19 protein-coding genes and 1 pseudogene are annotated in these 22,768 nt (G+C 41.3%); 1 reads left to right on the top strand and 19 read right to left on the bottom strand.

Going from position 1 to position 22,768, the window contains the following annotated elements; all coding sequences use genetic code 11:
• Positions 1-2: 2 nt before the first annotated feature.
• The 17 genes and pseudogenes from GPW69_RS03945 to GPW69_RS03870 form a co-directional block, all read right to left on the bottom strand.
• Entirely contained in the window at positions 3-209 is a 207-nt protein-coding gene (locus GPW69_RS03945) for a hypothetical protein (protein ID WP_074390971.1), read from the bottom strand.
• Positions 210-252: 43 nt separating this feature from the next.
• Positions 253-1,044 (bottom strand): ParA family protein, encoded by a 792-nt coding sequence (locus GPW69_RS03940; protein WP_074390978.1) that lies wholly within the window; start codon positions 1,042-1,044, stop codon positions 253-255.
• A 72-nt stretch (positions 1,045-1,116) separates the two neighbouring features.
• Complete coding sequence (locus GPW69_RS03935; protein WP_232051801.1) at positions 1,117-2,697, bottom strand: relaxase/mobilization nuclease domain-containing protein; 1,581 nt, start codon at positions 2,695-2,697, stop codon at positions 1,117-1,119.
• A 54-nt stretch (positions 2,698-2,751) separates the two neighbouring features.
• The gene (locus tag GPW69_RS03930) at positions 2,752-3,120 is read right to left on the bottom strand and encodes a plasmid mobilization protein (RefSeq protein WP_074390970.1); all 369 of its coding nucleotides are present in this window, start codon (positions 3,118-3,120) and stop codon (positions 2,752-2,754) included.
• 216 nt (positions 3,121-3,336) lie between these two features.
• The gene (locus GPW69_RS03925; protein ID WP_074390969.1) at positions 3,337-3,630 is read right to left on the bottom strand and encodes a hypothetical protein; all 294 of its coding nucleotides are present in this window, start codon (positions 3,628-3,630) and stop codon (positions 3,337-3,339) included.
• A 45-nt stretch (positions 3,631-3,675) separates the two neighbouring features.
• Positions 3,676-8,640, bottom strand: coding sequence for a PBECR4 domain-containing protein (locus GPW69_RS10715; protein WP_074390968.1), 4,965 nt, complete (start codon positions 8,638-8,640; stop codon positions 3,676-3,678).
• 8 nt (positions 8,641-8,648) lie between these two features.
• On the bottom strand, positions 8,649-10,604 hold the full coding sequence (locus tag GPW69_RS03915) for a VirD4-like conjugal transfer protein, CD1115 family (RefSeq protein WP_074390967.1): 1,956 nt from the start codon (positions 10,602-10,604) through the stop codon (positions 8,649-8,651).
• Between the two features lie 25 nt (positions 10,605-10,629).
• Positions 10,630-11,136 carry a DUF3801 domain-containing protein gene (locus GPW69_RS03910; protein WP_074390966.1) on the bottom strand — a complete coding sequence of 169 codons (507 nt, stop codon included), beginning with the start codon at positions 11,134-11,136 and terminating at the stop codon, positions 10,630-10,632.
• 50 nt (positions 11,137-11,186) lie between these two features.
• The gene (locus GPW69_RS03905; protein ID WP_074390965.1) at positions 11,187-12,068 is read right to left on the bottom strand and encodes a hypothetical protein; all 882 of its coding nucleotides are present in this window, start codon (positions 12,066-12,068) and stop codon (positions 11,187-11,189) included.
• Entirely contained in the window at positions 12,068-12,343 is a 276-nt protein-coding gene (locus tag GPW69_RS03900) for a hypothetical protein (protein WP_074390964.1), read from the bottom strand. The genes GPW69_RS03905 and GPW69_RS03900 overlap by 1 nt, the downstream gene beginning before the upstream one ends.
• Positions 12,344-12,345: 2 nt before the next feature.
• A complete protein-coding gene (locus tag GPW69_RS03895; RefSeq protein ID WP_074390963.1) occupies positions 12,346-12,963 on the bottom strand; it encodes a hypothetical protein in 618 nt (205 codons plus the stop codon).
• 14 nt (positions 12,964-12,977) lie between these two features.
• A pseudogene (locus GPW69_RS10915) lies at positions 12,978-13,097 on the bottom strand (phage tail tip lysozyme); the annotation flags it as partial.
• Positions 13,098-13,244: 147 nt separating this feature from the next.
• Positions 13,245-15,158 (bottom strand): group II intron reverse transcriptase/maturase, encoded by a 1,914-nt coding sequence (ltrA, locus tag GPW69_RS03890; protein WP_074390954.1) that lies wholly within the window; start codon positions 15,156-15,158, stop codon positions 13,245-13,247.
• A 708-nt stretch (positions 15,159-15,866) separates the two neighbouring features.
• Positions 15,867-18,575, bottom strand: a complete 2,709-nt coding sequence (locus GPW69_RS03885) for a phage tail tip lysozyme (RefSeq protein ID WP_074391434.1) — start codon at positions 18,573-18,575, stop codon at positions 15,867-15,869.
• A gap of 11 nt (positions 18,576-18,586) precedes the next feature.
• Positions 18,587-20,875, bottom strand: coding sequence for a VirB4-like conjugal transfer ATPase, CD1110 family (locus GPW69_RS03880; protein ID WP_171841468.1), 2,289 nt, complete (start codon positions 20,873-20,875; stop codon positions 18,587-18,589).
• Between the two features lie 19 nt (positions 20,876-20,894).
• Positions 20,895-21,275, bottom strand: a complete 381-nt coding sequence (locus tag GPW69_RS03875) for a PrgI family mobile element protein (protein ID WP_074391436.1) — start codon at positions 21,273-21,275, stop codon at positions 20,895-20,897.
• Between the two features lie 96 nt (positions 21,276-21,371).
• Positions 21,372-21,737 (bottom strand): hypothetical protein, encoded by a 366-nt coding sequence (locus tag GPW69_RS03870; protein WP_074391437.1) that lies wholly within the window; start codon positions 21,735-21,737, stop codon positions 21,372-21,374.
• A 99-nt stretch (positions 21,738-21,836) separates the two neighbouring features.
• Here GPW69_RS03870 and GPW69_RS10710 point away from each other — a divergent pair, with 99 nt between their 5' ends.
• The gene (locus GPW69_RS10710; protein WP_232051785.1) at positions 21,837-21,974 is read left to right on the top strand and encodes a hypothetical protein; all 138 of its coding nucleotides are present in this window, start codon (positions 21,837-21,839) and stop codon (positions 21,972-21,974) included.
• 37 nt (positions 21,975-22,011) lie between these two features.
• On the opposite strand, the gene GPW69_RS03865 is transcribed toward GPW69_RS10710, so the two are convergent.
• Positions 22,012-22,530: a hypothetical protein gene (locus GPW69_RS03865; protein ID WP_232051784.1), complete on the bottom strand. Its 519-nt coding sequence runs from the start codon at positions 22,528-22,530 to the stop codon at positions 22,012-22,014.
• A gap of 9 nt (positions 22,531-22,539) precedes the next feature.
• Complete coding sequence (locus GPW69_RS03860; protein ID WP_074391438.1) at positions 22,540-22,767, bottom strand: hypothetical protein; 228 nt, start codon at positions 22,765-22,767, stop codon at positions 22,540-22,542.
• Position 22,768 lies beyond the last annotated feature (1 nt).

Below are 22,768 nucleotides of genomic sequence, written 5' to 3'. Positions count from 1 at the left end.
ATTTATAGATTTTCTATCAAGTCTGCCAGTAAAGCAGAGTCAGACCTGTAGCCTCTCTCCTGGGAAGCCTGTCTAAGTTTCTCACGATGTGTTGGGGTCAACATAAATTGATATTGCTTCTTGGTTTCGTGTACCGCCGCATTTGTAGTCTTAATTTCTGGTTTTGTTAGTGCTTGGCGGATCTCATTCTGCTTTGGTTCAAATGCCATCGTTTTCTCCTAAATATAAATCTATTTGTATTTGTAATTATATTTATATTTTATCAGAAATACCAGCGAAGGTAAAGTCTAAGTCATCAAAGAATTTTTTGTGCTTATGGTAAAGCTGCTCCTCTTCCTTCATTTCTGCAAGTGATACTTTATCCAGAGTAGAGCGGTTAAACAATTCTTTAGCTGGAATAATACCGATCATATCGTCATCACTTTCAATTCTGTCCAATAGCTCTCGGGAAGAATTTGTGTTGTGCTTAATCATATTGGCGACAAAGAGTAACTTGGCCGTGATATAACTTTCTCTAGTCTGAAAGTTAATAGCTGTTTGTCTAAATTCTTCAATTCGATTCATGATGTTGAATTTTGCCTGGTATCCAAAGTCGCTAGGAATAATAGGACTAATCACAGAGTGACTGACGGCAATCGCATTTTTAGTCGCTATAGAAAAGTCTGGACGACAATCAATGATGATATAGTCGAATTGACCTAGATTATACTTTTCATAGTTATCTTCTAGCCACATATAGAGCAACATATCCTTGTTGGTTTTATGTTCAAGACTTGCTTCTATCCAATCCAAATTCATTGAGCCAGCAATCAGAGAGATGTTCTCCTTTACTTCAAGGATAGTAACCTCTCCACGCCCGAGAAAGACATTCCCAACTGTCTTCTCATTATCATAGACATTGTAAATCTGCGAGAGGTTACACTGGTGATCTAGGTCAATAAAGAGGACCTTCTTGCCTGATGCTGCCAGGTATTCTCCATAATTAAATGCCAAGGTAGTTTTTCCAACACCACCTTTAATTGCTGCGAAACTTACAATTTTCATATTCATTGTTCTCCAATCTATTATATCATTTATAATTATATTTGTAAATATATTTATAAATATAATTATAAACTATTTTTCACGTTCTTCTTCCCGCTCCTTTTTGCTGCTTCTGATATAACTGTTGTCCTTCACTTCTTTGTACTCTTTCAATCCTTTGGTTAGGTGATCGAATTTATCTCTCAGAGCATTTCGTTCAACAGTTAATTCAGTTATCTCCTTCTTGACTACATCAGGTGATAATTGTGGAGACACTCCCATAGCCTCTAAATTTTCCTTGGCCAACAGGCGGTTAGTCCCTCCTTCCAACTGGTACGCTTCTAAACTGGCAATGACCTTGTGATGTTTAGCGATAGCTAGATCAATTTTTTCTAAGACTTGTTCTACTTGGTCTAGCTGCTCAAGGTAGGATTTTCCTAACTCTTGGAACTGTTTACTGTCCGTCACGTTATGTTTTGAGAGGTAATCAAACTCTTTCAAGAGTTGATCTAGCTTACTGATATTTGGGTTCCGATTGAGGATGTACTCTCCATTATGATAGGACAGTTGCTTCAGCAAAGTATCTCCTCTAACAAATTTATTTTTATCTGCTTGATCAGGATTGATAAAGTAAAAGAAGTCCGTCCGCTTGACAAATAATTCATACCGTCCATCTTCTAACTGATCAACACAACGATGAGGAATTTTGATTGTCCCCTGGTTTCTAAGTCCATAATCTACCTCGACATAGATACCTGTCTTAGTCACCTGGTCAACTTGCCAAGGTTCAATAACAAGTCTCATTTCAAAGTCTTGCTCTTTCTCTGCTTGTTGCTTGTCATACGTTTCTTTGATAAGCTGCAAGGGATAGACCACTTGATTCAATCCAACACGCTTAGAAATACTTTCTAGTGAGTACCGCCCCTTTTTTGAGAGTTTATCGTCCCGTCGATTCCTCTCTTGAGGTTGGTCCAACAATCTGTAGGTGGCATACTTTCCAGAAAAGTCAACAGCTAGGTCTAGTTGTTGTGCTTTGAGTTTGAAATCCTCTAAGGAGGTGGAGTGCTTGAGGAGAAACTCTAGTCTTGACTTAATCTCATTCTTAAAAACATTCTGCTTTTGGTAGGCTTGATATTGAGTATGGTTGAAAAATTTAGTTTGTCGATCAATGACTTTTGCACCAGCAATATCTGCTAATCGACCAGAAATTTTTTCAAAATTTCTCTTAGTGCCTTTTTGCCAACGAAACTGATTGAGGGTCACTTCATTTGTTGAGTTAAAGTAGATGTGATTATGTATGTGGTCTTGGTCAATATGTGTCGCAATGACAAACGCATGGTTGCCTCCCGTCAATTCCAATACCGTTTGCCGCCCCAGTTCGTGTATTTCTTCTGGGGTCAAGGCATCGTCAGGTGAGAAGGATTGTATTAGGTGATGTGCCAAAACCATGTCTTCTTTTTGCAGGTGATAATCACGTGGCCGCCCCTTTTGAAGGTTGGCCATTTGTTTCACCTGAAGGAACTCGCTACCTGCACCAGCCAAGTCCATCACCATGTGCCCAGACACCAATTGTGTAACAATTTCTCCATCTGGTGTTAGCTGTGTTGGATACGGTGGATCATTGTCTACATGATAATCTAAAGTGGTTTTACTATCGTTTATGATATACTTGATTCCATTTTTTAGACTACGTTCCGCCTATATACGTTTGTGCTTTGTATATACCATTTAATCTTTCCTAACAGCCTCCATTCCTCTCTCTAACTCTATATCTATGTGACTAGTGACAAGACTCTTTATCTCCGCAAGACTGTCTAAAAGTTCTCGCAGATCCTCTGCAGTTATTTCTTCAGATGTGTTAATGTATTTGGTTATCTGGTTTATATTCACACCAATTCGGTTTATCTCAAGTCGTAGCTGATTGAGTTCGCTATAGTCAATTGTTGTGATACTTCCAGCAGTCATCATATACCGTGCATAAGTATTAAAATTCTTCAAACCTATCGAAGCCATTCGCTTTTTAATTAGTGCTAGCTCTGACTCATCTACACGTATCAACTTCTGAATTTTTCTTTTTCGTTTGTCTTCATAGTCCATTTTTATTCCCCCTTCATTATCCATCTGGCTCACTCGATAACCAGGGCAAGAATGCCAGTTTCTGCACCTGCACCCACCCCTCCCTTCCGTACGGCAAGCAAAGCAACTGGATATCCAGTTGCGAAATATAAAACGATAGGCAGGTTTCAGAGTGTGACCTCTGCAACCTTTTTTGCCTATCCTTTTCTAATTTTGGGGAAGACCCCAAACCCCTAGTCAGTCACTTTTGGCTGTAGCCAAAAGTTCCACATTAACCTGTCCACTTGACAGTATTTCAGTGCGTAATTGTTCATATGCAATATCATCTAGCCCTTCAATATAGTCAAGGGTTTCTTGATAATCTTTTGCAATATCAAGTTCATTTTCCTTCAATTCTTGGTAGTCTTCCTTTAGAGAATGAAGTGCAGCCCTTCTATTCAAGGTCATAAAACTTTCATTGATTGTAAGCTTTCCTGCTGGTTCTACGTGGAAGAATGTAGTTAGTAATATCGTTTCAATTGTCGGTGTCATTGTTGTTTTCCTTTCGTTGTCTAAATAATCTTTGAGTTAAGGCCATCACTTCATCTGTTGGTCCAGATTGAGTGACGGCTGATTCTTTTTTGGCTCTTTATCAAGCCCTGATTGTAAAGTTTTTGTTTCATCCTTAAACTGACTCAATCGTTCAGTAAACTTATCTGCAGAGAGTGTCTTTGACACTACCTTTTCTAAAGACTGATCTAAACGCTGTATTAAGCTGTTGGCTTCTTTTTGAATAATCGCAAGCTGGGCTTCCAAATCACTTAATGTTGCAGCATCCTCTGTCCAGTTTGCCAAGTATCCAAAACTGTACTCACTTGTATCAAAACCGTAATGACATGCGACTACATAAGCAACCGATTCAGCTTGTAATTCTTTTGTGCTTCTGGTAAAATCCTGAGTCGCTTTGGCGTCAAGATTATGGAGGTCACTGTGGGCCATCTCGTGGAACAAAGTCTTGAGTGTTTGTTGTTCACTCATGCCTTTCTGCAAGACAATTTTATTTTCCATTGGGGAATAATACCCTCTACTCGTACCAGGTGTATCACTAATTGAAATAGTTACTCCATTGTCACTTGAGACCTGTTTTGCAGCTCGATACAGGTTTGCATAGTCCTCATGCTTGCCTTCAAGTACGTTAACAGGTGTAGGAAATTCTTTGCCACTTGTTTGGGAGATATCAAAGACTGGCACCAACTTAAAGACAGTATCTTTTATAACCTTACCGTTATCATCAAGCATCGGCTCACCAGAAACCTTATCCTTTCTGACCACTTGAACTGGAGCCCAGACACGCAAACTTTTCTCACCCTTATTGACAGTTCGACCGTAGTCTTCCTTCCATTTTTTGAAGGAAGCTACTACAGAAACATCGGGATTTTGTGCTAATAATAGTTGTAAATTCCTTGGTGAATAATGATGAAGCTTACTCATAGCAGTTAGAAAATTCTTGTACTGATCCGAATTTAAGTAGTTCTTCACTCCTTCTTTCAAATGGATTGACAGGGCTTTTGTATCTAATTCAGCCACCATTTGAGCAACCGTTCTCTCCTCAGCAGGTTCTTTCTGAGAGGTAGCACGTGAAGGTTCATCATTGGCGATTATCGCCTGGTCTGGCACTGAGTCTCCAAGTGGATTCTGCCCTTTGCCTATTTCCTCTTTGTCTGTCAAACCATCTGCATCTGAATCAATTCTGATTTCCGTTTGTTCTACTTTTGGTGCTACCTGCTGTAGATAAGTTTGGTAAAGTCGTTCAATTTGTTGTTGATACTCTGTACTCGTAATTCGTCCTGAAAGAACATCAACTGAGGAAATTCCTGCGGTCTCATGTAACCGATCATCTATCCATTCTTTGTAGAAGGAGGAGTCCAGATTGACCAATTTTTCACCTATTCCTAGCTTTATAGTTTGATCAATATTTTCTTTTGCCTGTGCATAAAGCTGGAAGAACTTTGTGAATTCTTCCCCTTCTCTACCACGAAAATGTTCTGCACCAAATTCACGAACTCCATCCAATAACGAAGTAAAGCGTTCCTGAAGTGATATTGTAGGTACATCATGGATTGGCTCAAATTGACGATTTTCAAGAATGGATAAGAACTCTCTCCCCTCGTCCTTGACATACTCATCATTGATTGATAGTTGCTCAATCACTCCGTCACGTTCACGATAGATGCCCAGGATTGTTTTCTCCTCTGCATTATCTAGTTGGTTGCGTAAACCACTACGCAACTTCATTAAGCTGGCAGGAAATGTTTCTCCGTCTACAGTACGCAGCGCCAATACAATGTCCTCATCTCCTGATTTTATAGCTTTATCCATATTCAAGGAGTGTAGTTTGGGAACATCGGATAGATCGTCAAAATAAAACGAATTTGCCTCTATTATCGCTGGTAACTCGGGGAGCACTTTCAATTTATCAAATGCCGCCCCCTTATTTGCCAGAAGGATGTCGTCGAAACTACCTTGTCCATTTGCAAAGTCTATCAGTAATTTATCTGCTGAATACCCCTCTTTATAAGGAAAAATTCCCGTTAAATGTATAAATTTATCCTTGTCAAATGTTACTTGCAGGCTATTAACGCCTTCGTTATCCTTATAGATATAATGGATTGTACTATCCGACAATTCCCTTAGGTACCACTGAGCTACCTCTTTCAGAGATGTTGAGTAACGATTTAATTTAACCAGATCCCTATCTGAAGCAGGATGATACCCCCTCTTTTTAATTGACTTCCTCTCTTCATTTATGCTAAAATGAAGTAAAGGCTGAGGCTGAGTTTGATTTGGTGACAAGTCATTCAAAGGTTGCGACTTTGTCGCTTCAGGTAGAGGTGCTGCCTCCTGTTTATCAGGAAAATCCCCGATTGTACCCTCGGCATTTTTTTCTTGCCCTTGAGCTTGCTCAGGGGCTTTTCGTATTTCCTGAAGTACATCTGGGACAAATTCTGACTGAAGGCGTTCTTTTATCTCAGTCCGTACCTGTAGGAGCCGCTCTGTACGTTGTTCTACCTCCTTTGTGAGCTCTGTTTCAGGAAGAGGTGAGTCAGCTATATACTGCTCCCAGGTATCATAGGTAAGTGTTGACTTCAAACCTGCAACACCAAACCCTCGATGTAATTCAAGGAAATATTCAGAAGTTGGCGGATAGCGTTGTTCAAGCCAATCCAGCATCTTCTCTTCCGCTTCAGGAAGAATAGGGCTGTTCTCACCGTATTGTGTGCTTATCGCATCGATAGCAGCCTCTGGAAGAGAGAGATTGGCAGGAATTTCCAGATGTTTGTCAATTGCTGCCAAGAGCTTATACGGCTCTTTATTCGCCTCTTCAATCTTTGCTAATTCTGAATCCTCTAGCTTCTCTGCTATAGTACGAACTTCTGACCCCGTATCATATCTAAAATCCGAAACGATCACTTCTCCATCTGGAGAGATAATGTCAAAACTGGTTCGTTCGTAACCTCTATCTGAACTATACTCATTCCTTCTGTAGAGCACAGAAATAAACTCTGCATAGGGAATCAATTCGCCTTCAGAGAAATCTTCTAGTGGGTTGGGAGAGTCTCCAAGGTTTTCAGACCAATTTAAGCGAACCAGATACAGTTTGCTTGGACTATCAAGTGTTGCTTTGGTTTCTAAGGGAGCTTTCTGCAAATGAACATATCCATTATCAACCAAATAATCACGGATGTGTTCTCTGCTCGGGTTGAAATCGCCTTGTCCTTGGCCAATATCAAAACGGATTTGCCTAGCAATTTCTTGCCCCTTATTGTCCAGCGAATAAACATGTAAGTAGGTTTTAAAATAACCTTCATCGGTATACCTAGAGTTAAATTGTTGAAGAATCCAATTCTGCAACTCATCAAGGTTCGTGATTGGTTGTTCAGGCCTGCCTATTTCCGAAAACTCTAGCTCAAATCTAGGTTCAGTGGCCTGGGCCAGATTTTCTGATTCATGTTCTAATGCCATATTTTGCTCCTTTTCATTGTTTCTAGTAGTTTGTTTGTCCAATAGTTCAGTATCTCTCGTAAGTGCCGAGGTTAGAGCTTCTAACTCTTTATTCATTCCTTCAGTTATTGAATTTTTAACCTGGTTGAAGTCATGTATAACGGATTCCAATTCAGAAATGACTACTTCATCACCAAGCTCTTCAATCCGATTGTAGATGTACTGAGAATAATCCTCCATGTTCTGAAGCGAGATGCCCCCATCCTTAAATTCAATCATATACGTATAATCACCTGCGACTAGCTCAAATAAGTCACTCTTATAAGTTGCATCTACTTTCTCCGACGAAAACCAATTGTCAAGCTGAGAAACTATCTCTTCCGGTTGCTCGAGGTCTTCCTCCGTTACCCAGAAATAAGCAGTCTGCCCCAGCTCTTCCACCTGCTCAAGTAATTCTTGAATTTTTTCGCTCGATTGAATATTGACAGGAACGGTTTCCAATCGACTGTTGTCACGTGGGAGACTGTCTTCTAATACCATGCCTGCTTTCTGGCTTTTCAAGTGGTCATTCCAGTCTATTTTAATAGCTCCTTCAGGAAGAGGAGGGAGGTCTAACTGTACTGGTATGCCTTTGGCTTGTAGCCGCTCAATAAAGTCACGACCTGCCTTATCATTATCGACGGCTAGGGTAATTAAATCACTATTCTTTCCATCCTGAAAGAAAGTAGTGACCTGGGCTAATTTCTCCAGAGCTTCTCCCACTTTGTTCAAGTCTGGTTTATAGTCAGACTTGCTCTGGAGTTCGGCCAGCAGTTCCATAGTATAACGTGAAACCGTACCTGCTTTCAAACCGTCCATAGCAACCAGCCTCACATCACTCAGATTGTCCATATTTGCCTCGTAGTAGCTCATAAGGTCAATAGGGGCCTCCGCAAAAACAAGTCGTTTAGGCGTGCCAATATCAACGCTCATGCCACTTAAACCGTCTGAGTTATAGGCTATCTGTTTGAGATAACCTTTCCCTTCATATCGTTCTTTATTCGGCACTATCCCTTGGAGACTTGCCCCTATAACCTGCTTATCTTTATCAAGGCTTTTGAATACAACAACAGGCTCCAAGTAATCATCTGGAGCCTTTTTATTTGCTTGTGCCAAGACACCTGCTTGGCCAAAGAAATTGATTGTATTATCAGATAGCCCTCTGACTTCCTTTAAGTAGTCACGTGCCTCGTTGAAAGGCTGCTCAAATCGTCCTAAAACATAGTTAAACGGTTCTTTGACAGGTTGATTCATTTTCGCTTGTGGAAATTCACCTGTACGGAGATAATGCATAGCTTGTTTGTAGTCAACCTCCTTGATTGTTTCAACTAGGTTAATCACATCCCCATGAATATCCCGTGAATACCAATCAAAGCGATTTTTGCGTGTGTTGATTTTGAACGAATCATGTTCAACCCAGTACCATTCTTGATTAGAATTTTGCTCCATTTCCATACCGAGTGATCGAGCAACATCAAGAATGGACATCGCCTTGGCATCTTCTTTTGTAAATCGTGCCATATATCCTCCTATCTAAAAAATGCTTCTTCCTTCTCTAATTGATCCAATAACCCTTGGAAATAATCCTGGTCATTGGCTTCAGGCTCCACCTCCTCTTGAACATACTCCTGCTCTGCAGCAGCTGTATCAAGTACCTCTTGCCAAATGAGCGACTGTTGTTCTAGCTTATGACCGCTGCTAACCATAACAGTGCTCTTGTCGACATTGGACTCCCATTCGTCAATATCAGACATATAACGTCTGTACCTGTACCAATTTTCATCCTCGGGACTATCGGCTAATTGATCCGCCCTTGGATGTGACAATAGATTAAACTTCTTATCCAAAAATACATTTTGCTTTGCAATGCAGACCAGGGCTTCTTCAATTCCAATTCTGGCCACCTCGTCCGGAGTCATCAAATCACGTTGGATTGTTTGTATGCTCTCGCTAGACGAGCCCTGATACGAGTAGGTCTTAGAGCTGTTCCTCACCTGCAAAGTCTGTTTCCCAGCCCTAGTGGAAAAATACTTCATGGTATCTTCATCATTTGTACCTAGATAAACAATTGCTCCACAGTTATTGAGAATAGTCCGCCAGTCATCTTTATAAAGAGACTTGAGCTGATTAAGGGCCTGAAGGTAGATATTAAGAGACTCCTCTCGTGAACGAGCAGAGGCCTGTGTCTCCACAAAGTTTGCGAGTTTACCTAGCTGGGCAAACTCGTCCAGGTGGTAGCGTATATGCAAAAGATCCTTAGCCGTAAACCTTGGATGCCGCCCCTGCAGAATCTCATCTGCTACCTTAGGCAACACCCTAAACATCGTCACAAACATGAGATTAGCTATGAAGTTATAAGATTTATCCGTTTCAGGAATAGCAATAAACACTGCTGTCTTGGTCGTGTGCCAGGTTTCAATCTGCATATTATCTACAGCCACCATTTGGCGAACGGCATCGTGATCAAATACCGCAAATCGAGCAGAGGTTACGGCCAAGACACTCATCAAAGTCTGACCGCCAAAGTTGGCCATAAACAGCTTAAACTGTTTGCCAGCGTAGTTGTTCGGTAACTTGGCTTCCAAAGCTTCAAACATCTTTTCTACAGGACTTGGCACATCAGGATTTTCTCTCTTTAATTCCCTTAACATATCGGCCACCATTGCAATGTTAGGCTCATATTCCCTTAAGACCTTACCTTCAAAGTATAAATAGCCAATCAACGCTCGTATCAATAGAGTTTCTGCCTGTACCCAGAAGTCCTCCCCTCGATTCTCACTTTTTGTTGTGCCTAATATAAGGGATTCTGTGACACGATCAATATCTGTTTCATCTGTCATATAATGAAAAACATTGAATTGATTAGAATTTGAGAGGTTCACCAAGTCAAAGACTTTGATTTCATATCCCTCGTTCTCTAGCAAGTGACCTACTTCGTAGACTGTCAATCCCTTTGGGTCCATCAATACAAACGATCCTACTGCCTGCATAATGTTAGGTTTCACCAAGCCACGTGTCTTCCAGTCTCCAGGTGTACCAATATTGCAGGTATTCTTGTTTAACTGTACAGTGTACGGTAGCCGCTTATTATACAGTCCCATTTGGGCGTTTTGAGAAAAAATCATGTTATTATCAGGGATTTCATCCCGAAACTTTCTCAGTTCTTCAGCAGTCGCAAACTTGGCAGAACCATGTTCTTCTCCTGGGCGAAAGGTCTCGCTGCGATCAATCCTTAGATAGAGGAACATTGCTAGCATAAAGCCTAAAAATCCAAATAAAATTGCTGGGAGATTTGGCTTTATATCGATAGGAGCCAATGGATTTTGCATCATCCAACGGAGTCGACCAAAGGCCAGTGGATCCGATAAACTGCGTGTATCTGGAGCTACTTCATACAGTTTTACAATCCAGTAAGCCAGACTAAAAAATACGAATCCCAGAAAGAGATAGGGCTTGAAAGCTTTTTTCTTCACTCCGCTTGTCATGACTTTTCTACCGTTCCTTTGTTTTTTACTGGTGCTTTGATTGAGTCTTGGTCAGTGCCGCAATCTCTAAAGTAGTTTGTTTACGATAATAAGCCAACTTGTCCTGGAGATTCATGTTTTCAGGAGTCTTCAGCAATAACTTATTCAAGCCCTTAACAGTATCAGGCTTGGTTAACTCGTTCATCAACTCCTCAAATACCTTCTCAACGACAGCCCTATTTTTCGCCTCAAAGACAAAGTCCATTTTGCCATTGGCTGCCTCTTTGAAGGCAAAGGCAATACCTCTATCAGCTAGGTAGGTCTTCAGCCTCTCCAGGTTTATTTCATTTGTGTGGAATTGTTTGATTTCCTTGGCCGAAGACGTAGCCATAAGACGATTCCACTTGGTTTCCCCTGTGAAATGCCGATTAGATTCAAAAGTTTTGATATAATCAGCAGTTCGATCACTTATCTCGATCAAAATTTTCAACAGTACATCACCTGTTAACTTTGCTACATCCTTGATTTGGTAGCTAACTTTTTCTTGGTCCATAAAATCTCCTTTACTATCAAAAAAGCAGCAAGTATTCTAACTCGCTGCTATTATTTGGGATAACTTTGCTCTGGATCAATCTGACTGACACGGTAGCCATAAAGACTATCCTGGTCTGCTACGACTGCAAAAGTAAAGCGTATCATTTTCTTGCTATCATCTGCCTGTTTCACAACAAGCACATATTGCATAGTATAGATACCACCTTTTACAGTGGCTGTCTCCAGGATAACCGACTGAAGATTTTGTCCTGGTAAGTCGAAGTCCTCCCGTGACAATTCCTCTGTAAGAAAGTCGGCCAGGCGTTCCTTCTCTCCAGAGAAATAGGTTGGTAAGAAGTAGCGGCTAAAGGTGTCTACCTTGGTCACATCTTCCTGATAGAGTCGTAGCCGTTCCTGTTCCTTCTGAAGACTGGTAACCTGCTCATTGAGTTGCTTGAGTTGTACGGCTTGAAAACCAGTATAGGCAATAGAAGCTACTAAAGCGACAGATAAGCCTGCTAGGAGTAAGCTACTAAGGGTACCTTTTCGCTTGTTTTTGGAGGAGTGCATCGCCTCAGTAACTAAGTCATTCTTAGAAAGTTCAGCAACTTCTGAAGCTGGGGTAGGAGCAGCAGGCTCCTTTTTCCCAGATTGTTTCTCCTTAGCTCCTGGGGACTTACTTCCAGCTTTTCTCCCTGGAAACACAAAAACTTTCTTATCCTGCTCGATACCAAAATTGATCAGATAAGCATCTGCAGACTCTTTGATCGGGAGGAGTATACGAGTCTTAGTTACCAGCTCGCCATTCGCATTCACATGACTTAACTCCAGGATCACTTCTACCTCTTCTTCCTGACTCTTAGCACTTTCAGTATCAATGTAATGTAAGAGCTGATCCCTCGTTTCAAACTGCTCCTCAACGCCACTTTTTAAGTTTAACGCTAAAAACATCAGTAACCACCTGCCTCACTTGTATTTGGCTCTTGTGAGGATTCAAGGACTTCCGTTGTCATCCTTTGAAGCAATAGATCTTCCAAATCCTCAATAGAAGCATCATTTTCAGTCAATAGTGAAGTCACGTATTCAGCTCTTAAAGCCTGGTTTCTTTGCTGCTGAGTCGCAATTTTTTCCTGAAGATCATCACGTTGTTTCCTTAGTTTATCTAGGTCTTCCTCACCTTTTTGCCATTTATTTTTCAAATCTTGGCTTGTTAATTTTTTAGCCATTATTATTCTCCTCCCTCTGTGGTTTCTGTATGACTGGTACCATAATCTGGATAGTCACTATCTGGCGTACTATTTGTTGTCAATAAAATATTTTCAATTCGATTGACCAGTAATTTACCATTTACGGTACTGTAGGTCAGCCTTAAGGTTGCTTGATTGGCCACGTCCTTCTGGGCCTTCTCATAGCTATTTTTTTCAGCTAGTAGGGTATTGGTGTAACTCACTTTAGCTAGCACCGTCTTATTGGCTTCATCGATATAGATTTCAGCCTTCTTAAACTTGAAGTCAACCACAAATCCCTTATAAGTCTGTTGGACTGGGGCTGCCTCCAAAGATAGCTCTCTCTGGTACATGGAGTCCGTCATATAGACTTTGTAGCGATTTCTATTTTCCTCCAGGTCCTTCTTAGTGTAATAGGCTATAAGAAAGTCTTCCACGTAGTCCTGGGTTAAGGCTTCTTCTACTACCGTTTTCTTTGTTTCCTGTTGTTGAGTTGACTCTGTCGCTTTCTCCCCTGAACTCCCTCTAGCTCCAAAGCCATATCCTATCAAGAGGCATAGGACAGCACCGAAGGCTATCCCTAACTTCTTGAGTCTTTCAATTTTGACTTCATCTGTCATTGTTGTTTTCCTTTCTATCTTGGCACTGCAAAGCTATAAAAAGCTGCAGGCGATTTCACGCTAAAATGCACTTTGTCCTGGACTCCCCTGATATTACATTCTGAGACCAAGAAAGTCCCATCAGAATTTACAGCCTATAGCGATAGGTAAAACTTTGATACTATCTCCATCTTTTCCCCCGCTTCACACCGTGCGTGCGACTTTTACCGCACACGGCGTTCCATCAATAGTGTATTATCACGATTTTGCTTTATCTTTCTATATTAATATGATTAACATGATTATTCTAAGTTCAAATTTTCTTTCAATAATGGTGGATTTCCTACAAGTTCACGCAACTGATTTAATTTGGTCAGTCCTGTATTACTCAAATTCAAAAGCTGAAAGAGATTTTTGATAGCCTTCTCATTTGTTGCGTGAATCAGGCGATGACTATCTCGTCCAACAATGATAAGGTTCCTATAAGAGTCATCCTTTGTTTCTGACCAAGGTCTCTTATGGTGACAATGAATATCATCCATATCCAATTCCTGACCGGTTACAGCACATTTCCCTTTTTGAGCTACAAATAAAGAAATTCGATTATCATTGTATTCAACAGTTGCACGCTTATTTATAATTGGGTGTTCTCTCAGCCATTTTAATTTCCAGGTTTCCACAGATTCCTGTTGTTTATGAATCAATTTTCTCCCCTCAGGAGTATACCTATTCAGATTCTTATTTCTTCCTTTTAGTGTTCTCGTCTTGACATAGCTAATTGGAAGAATTGGATAACCCATTAAGTACCGAATATTTTGAGATTGAAGGTAAGGGAGAACCCCTTTATCTTTTCCCTTGTATTCTCCTATTTTTGTCAGACCTTTCGCCTGCAATCGATTTTTAAAAGAGAGGTAAAGCTGATAATGAATTTCTTCTAAATCCTTACTCACATGTGTTGCCATACTATAGTAGTTATGAATACCGATAACCATACTATTATACTTCTGTATTTCACGAATAATTGTTTCTTTAACACCTTTAATTTGTATCAATTTCATCTGTTGTTTCAGTTGATGTTTAATACGTTTCTTGGCTTTTGGTGCAATATGAGAGAAGCAAACAAAGCGATTATTCTTAGAAACTAACTTTAAAGTAATCCCGAGGAATTCACTGCTTTTCTTTCTCAGATTGGTAATTTGAGATTTTTCCTCTGAAATAGGGAGGTTAAGTCGCTCTTTTAACCACAATTTTACAGCCTTAAACGTTCGCTCTGCCTCATTCCTATTTCGACAAAAGATTTTAAAATCATCCGCATATCGAACAATATACATCTCTTTTAGTGTCGTTGAAGCTCGCAGCTTTCTATAAACATGTGACTTGTGTCTTGTTCCCTTGGAATTATATTGAGGAACTAATTCCTTACAATCTCTTTCTTCCCATTGTCGTCCTATCCACCAATCAAATTCATTAAGATTGATATTGGCAAGTAGTGGAGATAAGATACCTCCTTGTGGTGTGCCCTTAGTTGGATGGCTCACTTTTCCATTCGGAAGAACAATTGGTGCTTTTAACATTTTTCGAATAATCACTAGAAGTTGTTTGTCCCTGATACCTAAGGTCCAGATTTGACGCATTAACTTAGTATGATTCACTTCATCAAAAAAGCCTTTAATATCAACGTCAATGACATAAGACATATGACTTTTATTCATACGATACATACAGTCCATAATAGCATTATCAGCCGACCTTAAGGGTCTAAATCCATAACTGTGTTTATAAAATTTCGCTTCACAGATTGGCTCCAACACTTGTAAAATACACTGTTGGGCTACTCTGTCCCACATCGAGGGAATGCCTAGTGGTCGTTTCTTTCCATTTGGTTTAGGAATCTCTACTCTTCTGACCTTTCTGGGTCTATAATATTGAAATCTTCTTTGAACTTTAGAGATAAAGTCTTCTTGGGTCAAATTTTCTAAATCTTTAATGGTAACACCATCTACTCCCTCGGTTTGACTACCACCATTCCGCTTTATGGTACGATATGCGAGTAGTATATTTTCGGGAGATGTGATAATGTTCATCAAATTCTTAAAGTTGAATCCATTTTGACTTTTGGAATATAAATCATCAAATATTTCGGTCATGCCATAGTATTCCGCATACCTTAGTTTTTGACGTTTTAATAGTTTGTCATCATTTTTTGGTTTCGTCATGGTCTATCACTCCTCTCTTTGGATTCGTGACCTTTTATGTCTTACAAGAATCCATGAAATGATAAAGTTCATAACAATACACTATTGACTAGTGGCTGTTCCTCCAGTATCATTACAACACTTTCAAAGGTCGTGCCACCACTCTCACTAGAGATTAAGGAAAGTTATGATTTCCTTTCCATTGCTTCGCTGGTTGTGCATCCTCCACATCTCTAGCTTTCGACGTTCCCTTATCTTTATCAATACTAAACTTAGGTGCCTAGCTATACCCCTTCAACTTTGATATGCCTGTAACATAACAAGGAATTTCATATCGTCGATTCTTACTCTTCCTCAAGTTGAAACAACTTACGTTGCTATACGCATTTCTACGTACTCGCCTTCGGAGCGTACATTCGCTGGTTCGTCAGTGCTCATGCACATTCTCACCCTATTTAGTTTTTAATGACTCCCGACCTATCAGATACATATCCCACCTCTGGAACACTTTCGATTCTTAAGTCCTTAAGAATGACGGTATCTTTCAGCCGACTTCACCGAGCTTCATACCTTTACCTTTGCATCAGATAAACGCATGTCGGAGTATTAGAGAAATCGTTTCAGGGCGTTACCCCTTCATTCCAATTTTCAAGATAAGAGTTCTCCATTCTCTTCAAATTTAACCTGATAAACAGATTGATTTTTCAAGAACGTGTCTAACCTTTTCAGTTAGAAACGTCTCGCACCGACGATTGCAACGTGCCCGTATGCTGCAGGTGTCCCATCAAAGCCTCCAGCTGTTGATACAACAGCACCGACAACGGGTACTGCACTTCTTTTCCAACCTTTAGCAACAAGCGACTGTACCCAATTTTGGCCATCTCCAAGATAGCCATAGGCACCCGACAAATCCGTGATGCTGCCTAGTTCGACCAAACGGTTGTAGGCATACCAGGTACATTGCCCGACAGGATAACCACTACCTTGTTGAGTAGTTAGCGAGGCTGTCGAGGGTGGATTAGGAACTCGGCTACGATAGGCTTCTGGGAAGTCCCAGGAAGCCGCAGCAATCCCTGTTCCTCCTGCTGGGGTACTCAAGAAGGCTAAAATTTGCTTGGCATTATTCTGACGTTCCAGAAGTTTATCTCCAGAGTTACCCTCCCATTCAACTAAGAACCGCTGAGTAAGACTGTCTAGGTCATCCTCACTGGTAAGGATCTGTCTGGCCGTTTCACGATAATAGGGACTATCCCCATTGAAGATAAAATCAATCTGTAGCTCTAAGTCGTACCACTTCTTACCTTTGCTTTGTGCATAAGCTAGTAAGAGGCTGTGTCGAATTGCTCCATCTCCCGTGTCCGTCCACTGTCCCAATCCCAGTCCTCGTCTAAGAATATTTGGGTAACGCCCCTGGTATATCGTGGGTCCGTTCATCGATAGCCAGTTAGGGTCATCCCAGGAGCTATCACTTGCCCCAATTGGAGGATTAAGGTAGTCACCTTCTGCTCGTTTGGCCGTAAGCATGGACTCTGTCCAAAAATTACCAAACATAGCGGCAGCCCCTTTTAACGTGGCCTTTGGCTCATATTTCTTGATATACTCGTATGCCTGACGGACACGAGTTGCCATGTCTCCACTTAACTCTAAGTCCGACAAAACACTGGTAGTCTGATTGTATTTTACTGAAGCAAAATAGAAACCTGGATTAACATAGGTCCAGGTATCTGCTTCCTTTTCACTATCTGCTCTTTGTAGCTTCTGATAAGAAATCTCCTGAAAGCCTGCAGTCGATACCGAGCCAACTTCATCACCAGGAACAACGGTGTCACCAGTTTGATAGCGAATGCCTGCAACATCTACAAAGGTGAAGCGAGCATCTGCCGTAGCAATCTCCAAATCATCACCTGTCACTGTGACAGTACCTGCTAGTGGTGCCAGCAACCGTTGCCCTGTATTTGCCTTAAGTTGTGATTTCTGATAAATGGTATCGCTTGTCTCGTAACCATAACGTTTAAGAACCAAGAGGGGCTCTGCAGATAATTCCTCGTCTTCTGAGTAAAAGGGATTTTCAAGCTCTAGGTAACTTGGATATCGTCCAACCTCATCTGTCAGTTCAATCTGCTCCTGGTATGCTTTCCATTCCTCATCACTTAACTTGGCCCATTCAAAATCTGAGTCTACTCCAACCACATCTGAGACTTGTTGCAAATTCGCAGTGTCATCGTTGAGGTGATTCCAAATATCATTAAGGGCATCACTGTATTTATTAAATCCTAGAAAGCCTGTAATTTTCCCTCCAAAGCCCTCATTCCAGGAACTACCGGGCGACCACTCGCTACCGTATCTAAAATTCATATAGAAAATAATGTCATCTATATTGGTCCAATAATCGACCTTTTCTGAAGACTTTTCCCTATCCCTTTTGGACAAGTGCAACCAGGAATCGTTGAGGTCAAATTCATCCTGTTGGACTGTGGTAGAAGCTCCTGCAGAGAAAAGCGAGATAACCAGGATCAATCCAAAGCCAATAAAATAGGTCTGAGCACGTAGCGGATTCGTCACAAGATTGGTCACAGTCTTTACAACCTTTTTTAACGCCGTTACTGAGCTCTGGCTAGCCTTTTTAGCCTTCTTCATTTGCCCACGTGTCAAGCGACGCTTCATGCGTTCTGTTGCTTGCTTCAGCCTAGTTTCCCAACGATTTGCGACTGGGGTTCTAGTAAAACCTTGGCCACGTGCAAGATTGTATGTACGATTCGCTAGTCCATAGGCGTTCTTTCCTGCATCAACGACCACCTTCTGTGAGTACCTAGCCATTTTCTTTCCTTGATCCACACTAGCATGGATTTGCCTCATCTGTTGCCTGCTAGCTGCAATGTCTCCTAGAGTTTCGTCTTCAGAGAAAACAGACTCCGCACCTTTTCTACCTGATTGGTAACTTGATTGGCCTAGTTTGGTTAATTTTCCTCCACCAGAACGCTTTATAGTGCCTTTGTGGACTTTTTTGGCTACAACATAGTCAATACGAGCAGCCTGCAAGCGTTCTTTGGAAGCCTGTAGGAGTTGCAAATCCTTGGAGGACTTAGCCAACCTATAGTTCTTTTGAGCTAGCTTATACTCTCCCTTAGCAACCTGCTTCTGGTAACGGCTAGTTCTGACTGCACGTTGAGGCTTTGCTTGTGTCGTAGAGGCAAGCTGTTCTTGAGTGCGTTCCTGAACAACTTCTTGGTACTCTGTTCGTTCTTTAACCCAGGTCTTCACCTTATTTATTTTCCCAACACTTTTTGTTGTTCCAATATGTTGAGACTGAGATTGAGAAGGGGCAACCCTCACTTTAGGTTTCAACTCATGTTGAGTTTCCAGCTTCAGATAACGAATTGTTTTAACTGGTTGCTCATGGTTACGACTAATTGTCCACTTTTCGAATCGTTGATTCATAGGTCACTCCTTTAGGCATCTGTTTGTGCCAAGTCAAAGAGCTTAGTATCTTTAGGGATTGGATTTTCAAAGGGGACAATGGTGCTACCTGCTACGATTAAGCCTGAGCCTTTTTGTTTTGGCCGTGTGATGTATTTTTCCAGGGCTTCAGGCACATCCAACACTTGCTTCAGTTTCTCCAAATCCTGCGGCTTATGCTTCAGCAAAATCATGAACTCACAGTTGGACAGTAGGTTTCTGCCTTCTTCATATCGCACAATGGTACCAATGTTTTGTGTAATCCCTGTTGGAATACCCCCGTATTTACGGATACGGGCCCAAACCTCCGTGAAGAAAGTGGCATCTGTAGGATTCCTGAAGGTCAAATGAAGCTCATCCCAATAAAGCCAAATTGTCTGTTTCCCTTGAGCAGAGACAACCTGTTGCCAAATGTAGTCCTGTAGGACCAACAGAGCAAAGGGTTTTAGCTTTTTACTCAAGCCCTTCAGGTTAAAAACAACTAGCCTGTTGGAAAGGTCTACGTTGGTGGGATATGCAAAAAGATCCAGGCTTCCCCTGGTATAAATCTCTGCCTTAGTAGCAAGGTCACGTGCAGCCTCTTCTGGTTGTTCCTCAAGGATTGTTTGCCAATCTTTAAGGGTTGGTTTCTCAAATCGGCGATAGACTTCTGATGTGACACGGTCGATAATAGTAACATGATCATCTGTTACTTCTTTTAGGACAGATTCAAAGAGACTCATCAGGAGGTTACTCTTATCCGCAATCACATCGATTTCCGCATCGTCATCGTCAAAGAGTTGCTCATCTGTATCTGGTAGCTCCAAAAGGTTGATATGGGTCTTAGACCTGGTTGTAATATCAATGACCGTTCCTCCAAAGGCTTCAGCAATCTTTGTGTACTCTCCTTCCGGATCGGCAATGATAATTTTATCCTCCGGTCTTTCGAGGATCGTCGGGATAACCTCCGTTGTTTTAGCTGTAGTACCTTTTCCCGATCCAGACGAGCCAATAATCACACCATTCGGAGCATTAAGCTCTTTGCGGTCCAGAGTAATCACGTTATGAGATAGCTGATTTTGGCCATAGTAAAGAGCACGTTTGCTCTTTGACTGTAGATCGACGTTGGTAAACGGAATTTGCGTGGCCACATTGGCCGTCGTGAAAGGTCGCATAAAGTCCTGTTTGACATCTAGATAAGCATAGCCTAGCGGTAGGACAGTATTCAGACCTTGTTCCTGGTAGTAGTAACAATGATCAAATACGACTCCTAGCTTACGACCAGCAGCCTTAACCTTGTCCTCGTTGTTCTTCAACTCTTCCTGGCTATCTGCCATGATATAGACTGCGATAACCCCAGAAAATGCCTTCTGATCATTTTCCATGGTCTCTTCCTTCCAACGTTTGGTGGTTTCGTTGGTTTCCTTGGCCACTCCTGATACTGCCAATTCAGGATCAAGTATTCCTGCTTGAGCTCCTTCACGTTGGTTTTTAATCATTTCCACCTTAACTTGTGACTGAGCTGTCAGTAGCTTCTGAGTGAATTGCCCTGGGTCATAAGGATTGGCATGGACTGTGATTGCTAGCTCAATCCCTATATCCGTTAAGGTCTTTATCATCCGATCTGTCATCCAGGTTGGATATTGTCGGACATAAAGTACACTGGCATGAAAGTCATCTATTTTCATCCGATCTTCTAGGAAGTGGATACGGCTAGGGGAGATAAAGTCTTTTGCACGTAGACCCGATAGAGCAATATCTTTGTAGCTATAAGGAAAGTAAAGCTGCCCCCGTAGCATCCAATTCAAGATTTTGAGCCTATCCAGCCCTGTCATATCGTCCAAATCAATATTGAGTTCCGCAAATTGATCACGAACACTACCGCCGATCTCGTGCAGTTGAATATCAGCTTGAAGAGAGTCGTAGGCTTGAGTGGATAAGGTGATGTACTTTTCCACCTTAAAGTTGCGAGAATCAGCTGAGAATCGCTCTGTAATAATTTGATTGTATTCTTCACGATAAAGGTCCTCTGCATCCCCTTTGGGCTTGTAGAGGACTCCCTCCAGTGCATTTGTCTCGATACGCTTGTTTAGCACAAGCAACTGAAAATTATTGCCAGCATCTAAGCTGTTAAGAGCTTCCGCATAGGTATCAATCACCTCTACCTTATCCTCTTTGTTGGCCGAGGTATAGGCCACGTCGCCAAGACGATAGGTCCGTGACCAGTCATTCTTGGCCAGGTGCATCAGCCCGTTTTCGTGCAGGCTGGTGAAAAATATTGAGTTTTGCGTGCTGGCTTTCATCTGTCGCTGCAAGCGGCGTTTACGTTGTTTCTCTGCCTTGGTCAGTTTCAAATTCGTTAATTCCTTTCTGTTGTCTCATAAAATCTTTCTTAGTCAATCGTTGCTCCCCTGGAGGAAAGTCTGTCATATAAGCTCTCTCCTGTATGGTATACCGAAAACGCCACCGCTCCCTCATCTCCTCATCTTTTCCTGCTCCATAGATGAAGACAGGGACTGTAATAACTGCCAGTAACAGATACACAATAAACAGAGGAAATTTGAAATAATAAAGCAGACCGCTAACAAGTACAGCGAGAGCAACTCCCATATAAAAAATCAACTGTCTCTTAGTTCGACCAAACATGATTGGCCGCTCAAACTGGTCAAACTCCTTCAGGAATTCCGACCCTAATTTACTCATACGTTCTCCTTTCACAAATGAAAAAACACGCTACTTTTGTAACGTGTTTATAATTATATTTACAATTGTAATTGTAATTATGTTTGTGTTTATAAACTACTCATCCTCATCTTCCTCTCGCTTGCTTCTCAGAGAGAGCAGGGTGAGGAGGAGAGAGAGGACAATAGAAACAATAACAAGTATTAAGATATTTTGTTCTGTTATCAAGATTGAATTATAATTTTGAGTTGTCTTCCCAAGCTCAGAATTACTCAAGTAGACATAGCCCCCACCATAGTAGAGAATAGATAACCAGATTATCGTGCTAGCCCACTTGGAAATCCAGAGGAAAATAAAGGCTGGAACGCCAACCACGACAGAAAACATAATCGTCACAATATTTATGATAACATCTAGTGACTTGTTTAAGACTAGGCCAATCACTGACCCTGCCGAAGGCTTCCTTGTTTTTGTTTGTTCCATAGTGTCTCTCCTCTGACTAATCCTATAACATTATTATACCATGCTTACATAGCTCCTATCAAGCTTTTAGCCAACTTCTGACTACCAAATAACATAAAGATGAATATTATCCCTCTTGCAATAGAAACAAAAGCTGTTCCCCAGTTTGCAAGTGTTCCAGATGTATTGATTGATAATATATCAGAAGTTACCAAAGCAGGATATAGCCTCAAAACTACAAAAAGTATAATAGCTTGAAAAGCCGCTGCACCAAAGTGTTTCAGAATATTTAGTGCTATCGATCTAGTAGAATCTGGTAGGAAAAGGCTACTAATAGTGGGGCAAATGCCTTAAGCAGATACATTTGGAAAAACCTCATCATAGTTAATAGCTTAGTTGATAGACTTGCTGTTCCTTGAACAAGTCCACCGATAAAATTAACTACATTTTTTAAGAACCACCCTTTGATAGTCCCTAAATCCAAATTATATTCTTCAATATTCCCTGGCACTGCAGCATCAATTAAATTCAATGCTATATTCACTACTGCCACCATTGCATCAAAAATCTGGCTAGACATGGAAATCAACAACAGTGAGATCAGGTACTTATAGGCTACTTCAAACCACATTTCACTTGTTAGATTGCCTCCCTCCTGTTTGAAGGTCTTCCACCAGGAGTCTATCTCTATTAGGTAACAGATACCTAAAATAATAACCGCCAAGGGACGTAGGGAGGCTGCTATAGCCTCTGCGGTCCCATTGACAGTCTCATTATAGCTTGATAAGCTTTTTGTCAGTTCACTAACATCCACGATGTCCTCCTAGAAAGTAAGTGCATTCATTGCAGCGACGATTGCAGCTGAAATAGTAGCCGCTCCTGCAGCCATCATACCACCGTAAAGCATACCTGACTGGCCACGTTCCTGTTGTTGCACGTTGTCAGTCTTCTTGCCTACGGCATAGTCTTCCCAGCCTTGCCATACTCCCCAAAGTCCACGTGCCGTTCCAATCGCACCCAATGATCCAATTACAAGTGTTACTAATTCCATG

It is taken from the genome of Streptococcus suis (genome assembly GCF_902702775.1).
Taxonomy (GTDB): Bacteria; Bacillota; Bacilli; order Lactobacillales; family Streptococcaceae; genus Streptococcus; species Streptococcus hashimotonensis.
The sequence above is the reverse complement of the archived record's forward strand: the minus strand, read 5'-3'. Positions and strand labels throughout refer to the sequence as shown.

Coding starts and splice junctions, on each gene's coding strand:
- GPW69_RS03945 (WP_074390971.1), bottom strand. CDS start 209: ATGGCATTTGAACCAAAGCAGAATGAGATCCGCCAAGCACTAACAAAA.
- GPW69_RS03940 (WP_074390978.1), bottom strand. CDS start 1,044: ATGAAAATTGTAAGTTTCGCAGCAATTAAAGGTGGTGTTGGAAAAACT.
- GPW69_RS03930 (WP_074390970.1), bottom strand. CDS start 3,120: ATGGACTATGAAGACAAACGAAAAAGAAAAATTCAGAAGTTGATACGT.
- GPW69_RS03925 (WP_074390969.1), bottom strand. CDS start 3,630: ATGACACCGACAATTGAAACGATATTACTAACTACATTCTTCCACGTA.
- GPW69_RS10715 (WP_074390968.1), bottom strand. CDS start 8,640: ATGGCACGATTTACAAAAGAAGATGCCAAGGCGATGTCCATTCTTGAT.
- GPW69_RS03915 (WP_074390967.1), bottom strand. CDS start 10,604: ATGACAAGCGGAGTGAAGAAAAAAGCTTTCAAGCCCTATCTCTTTCTG.
- GPW69_RS03910 (WP_074390966.1), bottom strand. CDS start 11,136: ATGGACCAAGAAAAAGTTAGCTACCAAATCAAGGATGTAGCAAAGTTA.
- GPW69_RS03905 (WP_074390965.1), bottom strand. CDS start 12,068: ATGTTTTTAGCGTTAAACTTAAAAAGTGGCGTTGAGGAGCAGTTTGAA.
- GPW69_RS03900 (WP_074390964.1), bottom strand. CDS start 12,343: ATGGCTAAAAAATTAACAAGCCAAGATTTGAAAAATAAATGGCAAAAA.
- GPW69_RS03895 (WP_074390963.1), bottom strand. CDS start 12,963: ATGACAGATGAAGTCAAAATTGAAAGACTCAAGAAGTTAGGGATAGCC.
- ltrA (WP_074390954.1), bottom strand. CDS start 15,158: ATGACGAAACCAAAAAATGATGACAAACTATTAAAACGTCAAAAACTA.
- GPW69_RS03885 (WP_074391434.1), bottom strand. CDS start 18,575: ATGAATCAACGATTCGAAAAGTGGACAATTAGTCGTAACCATGAGCAA.
- GPW69_RS03880 (WP_171841468.1), bottom strand. CDS start 20,875: ATGAAAGCCAGCACGCAAAACTCAATATTTTTCACCAGCCTGCACGAA.
- GPW69_RS03875 (WP_074391436.1), bottom strand. CDS start 21,275: ATGAGTAAATTAGGGTCGGAATTCCTGAAGGAGTTTGACCAGTTTGAG.
- GPW69_RS03870 (WP_074391437.1), bottom strand. CDS start 21,737: ATGGAACAAACAAAAACAAGGAAGCCTTCGGCAGGGTCAGTGATTGGC.
- GPW69_RS10710 (WP_232051785.1), top strand. CDS start 21,837: ATGAATATTATCCCTCTTGCAATAGAAACAAAAGCTGTTCCCCAGTTT.
- GPW69_RS03860 (WP_074391438.1), bottom strand. CDS start 22,767: ATGGAATTAGTAACACTTGTAATTGGATCATTGGGTGCGATTGGAACG.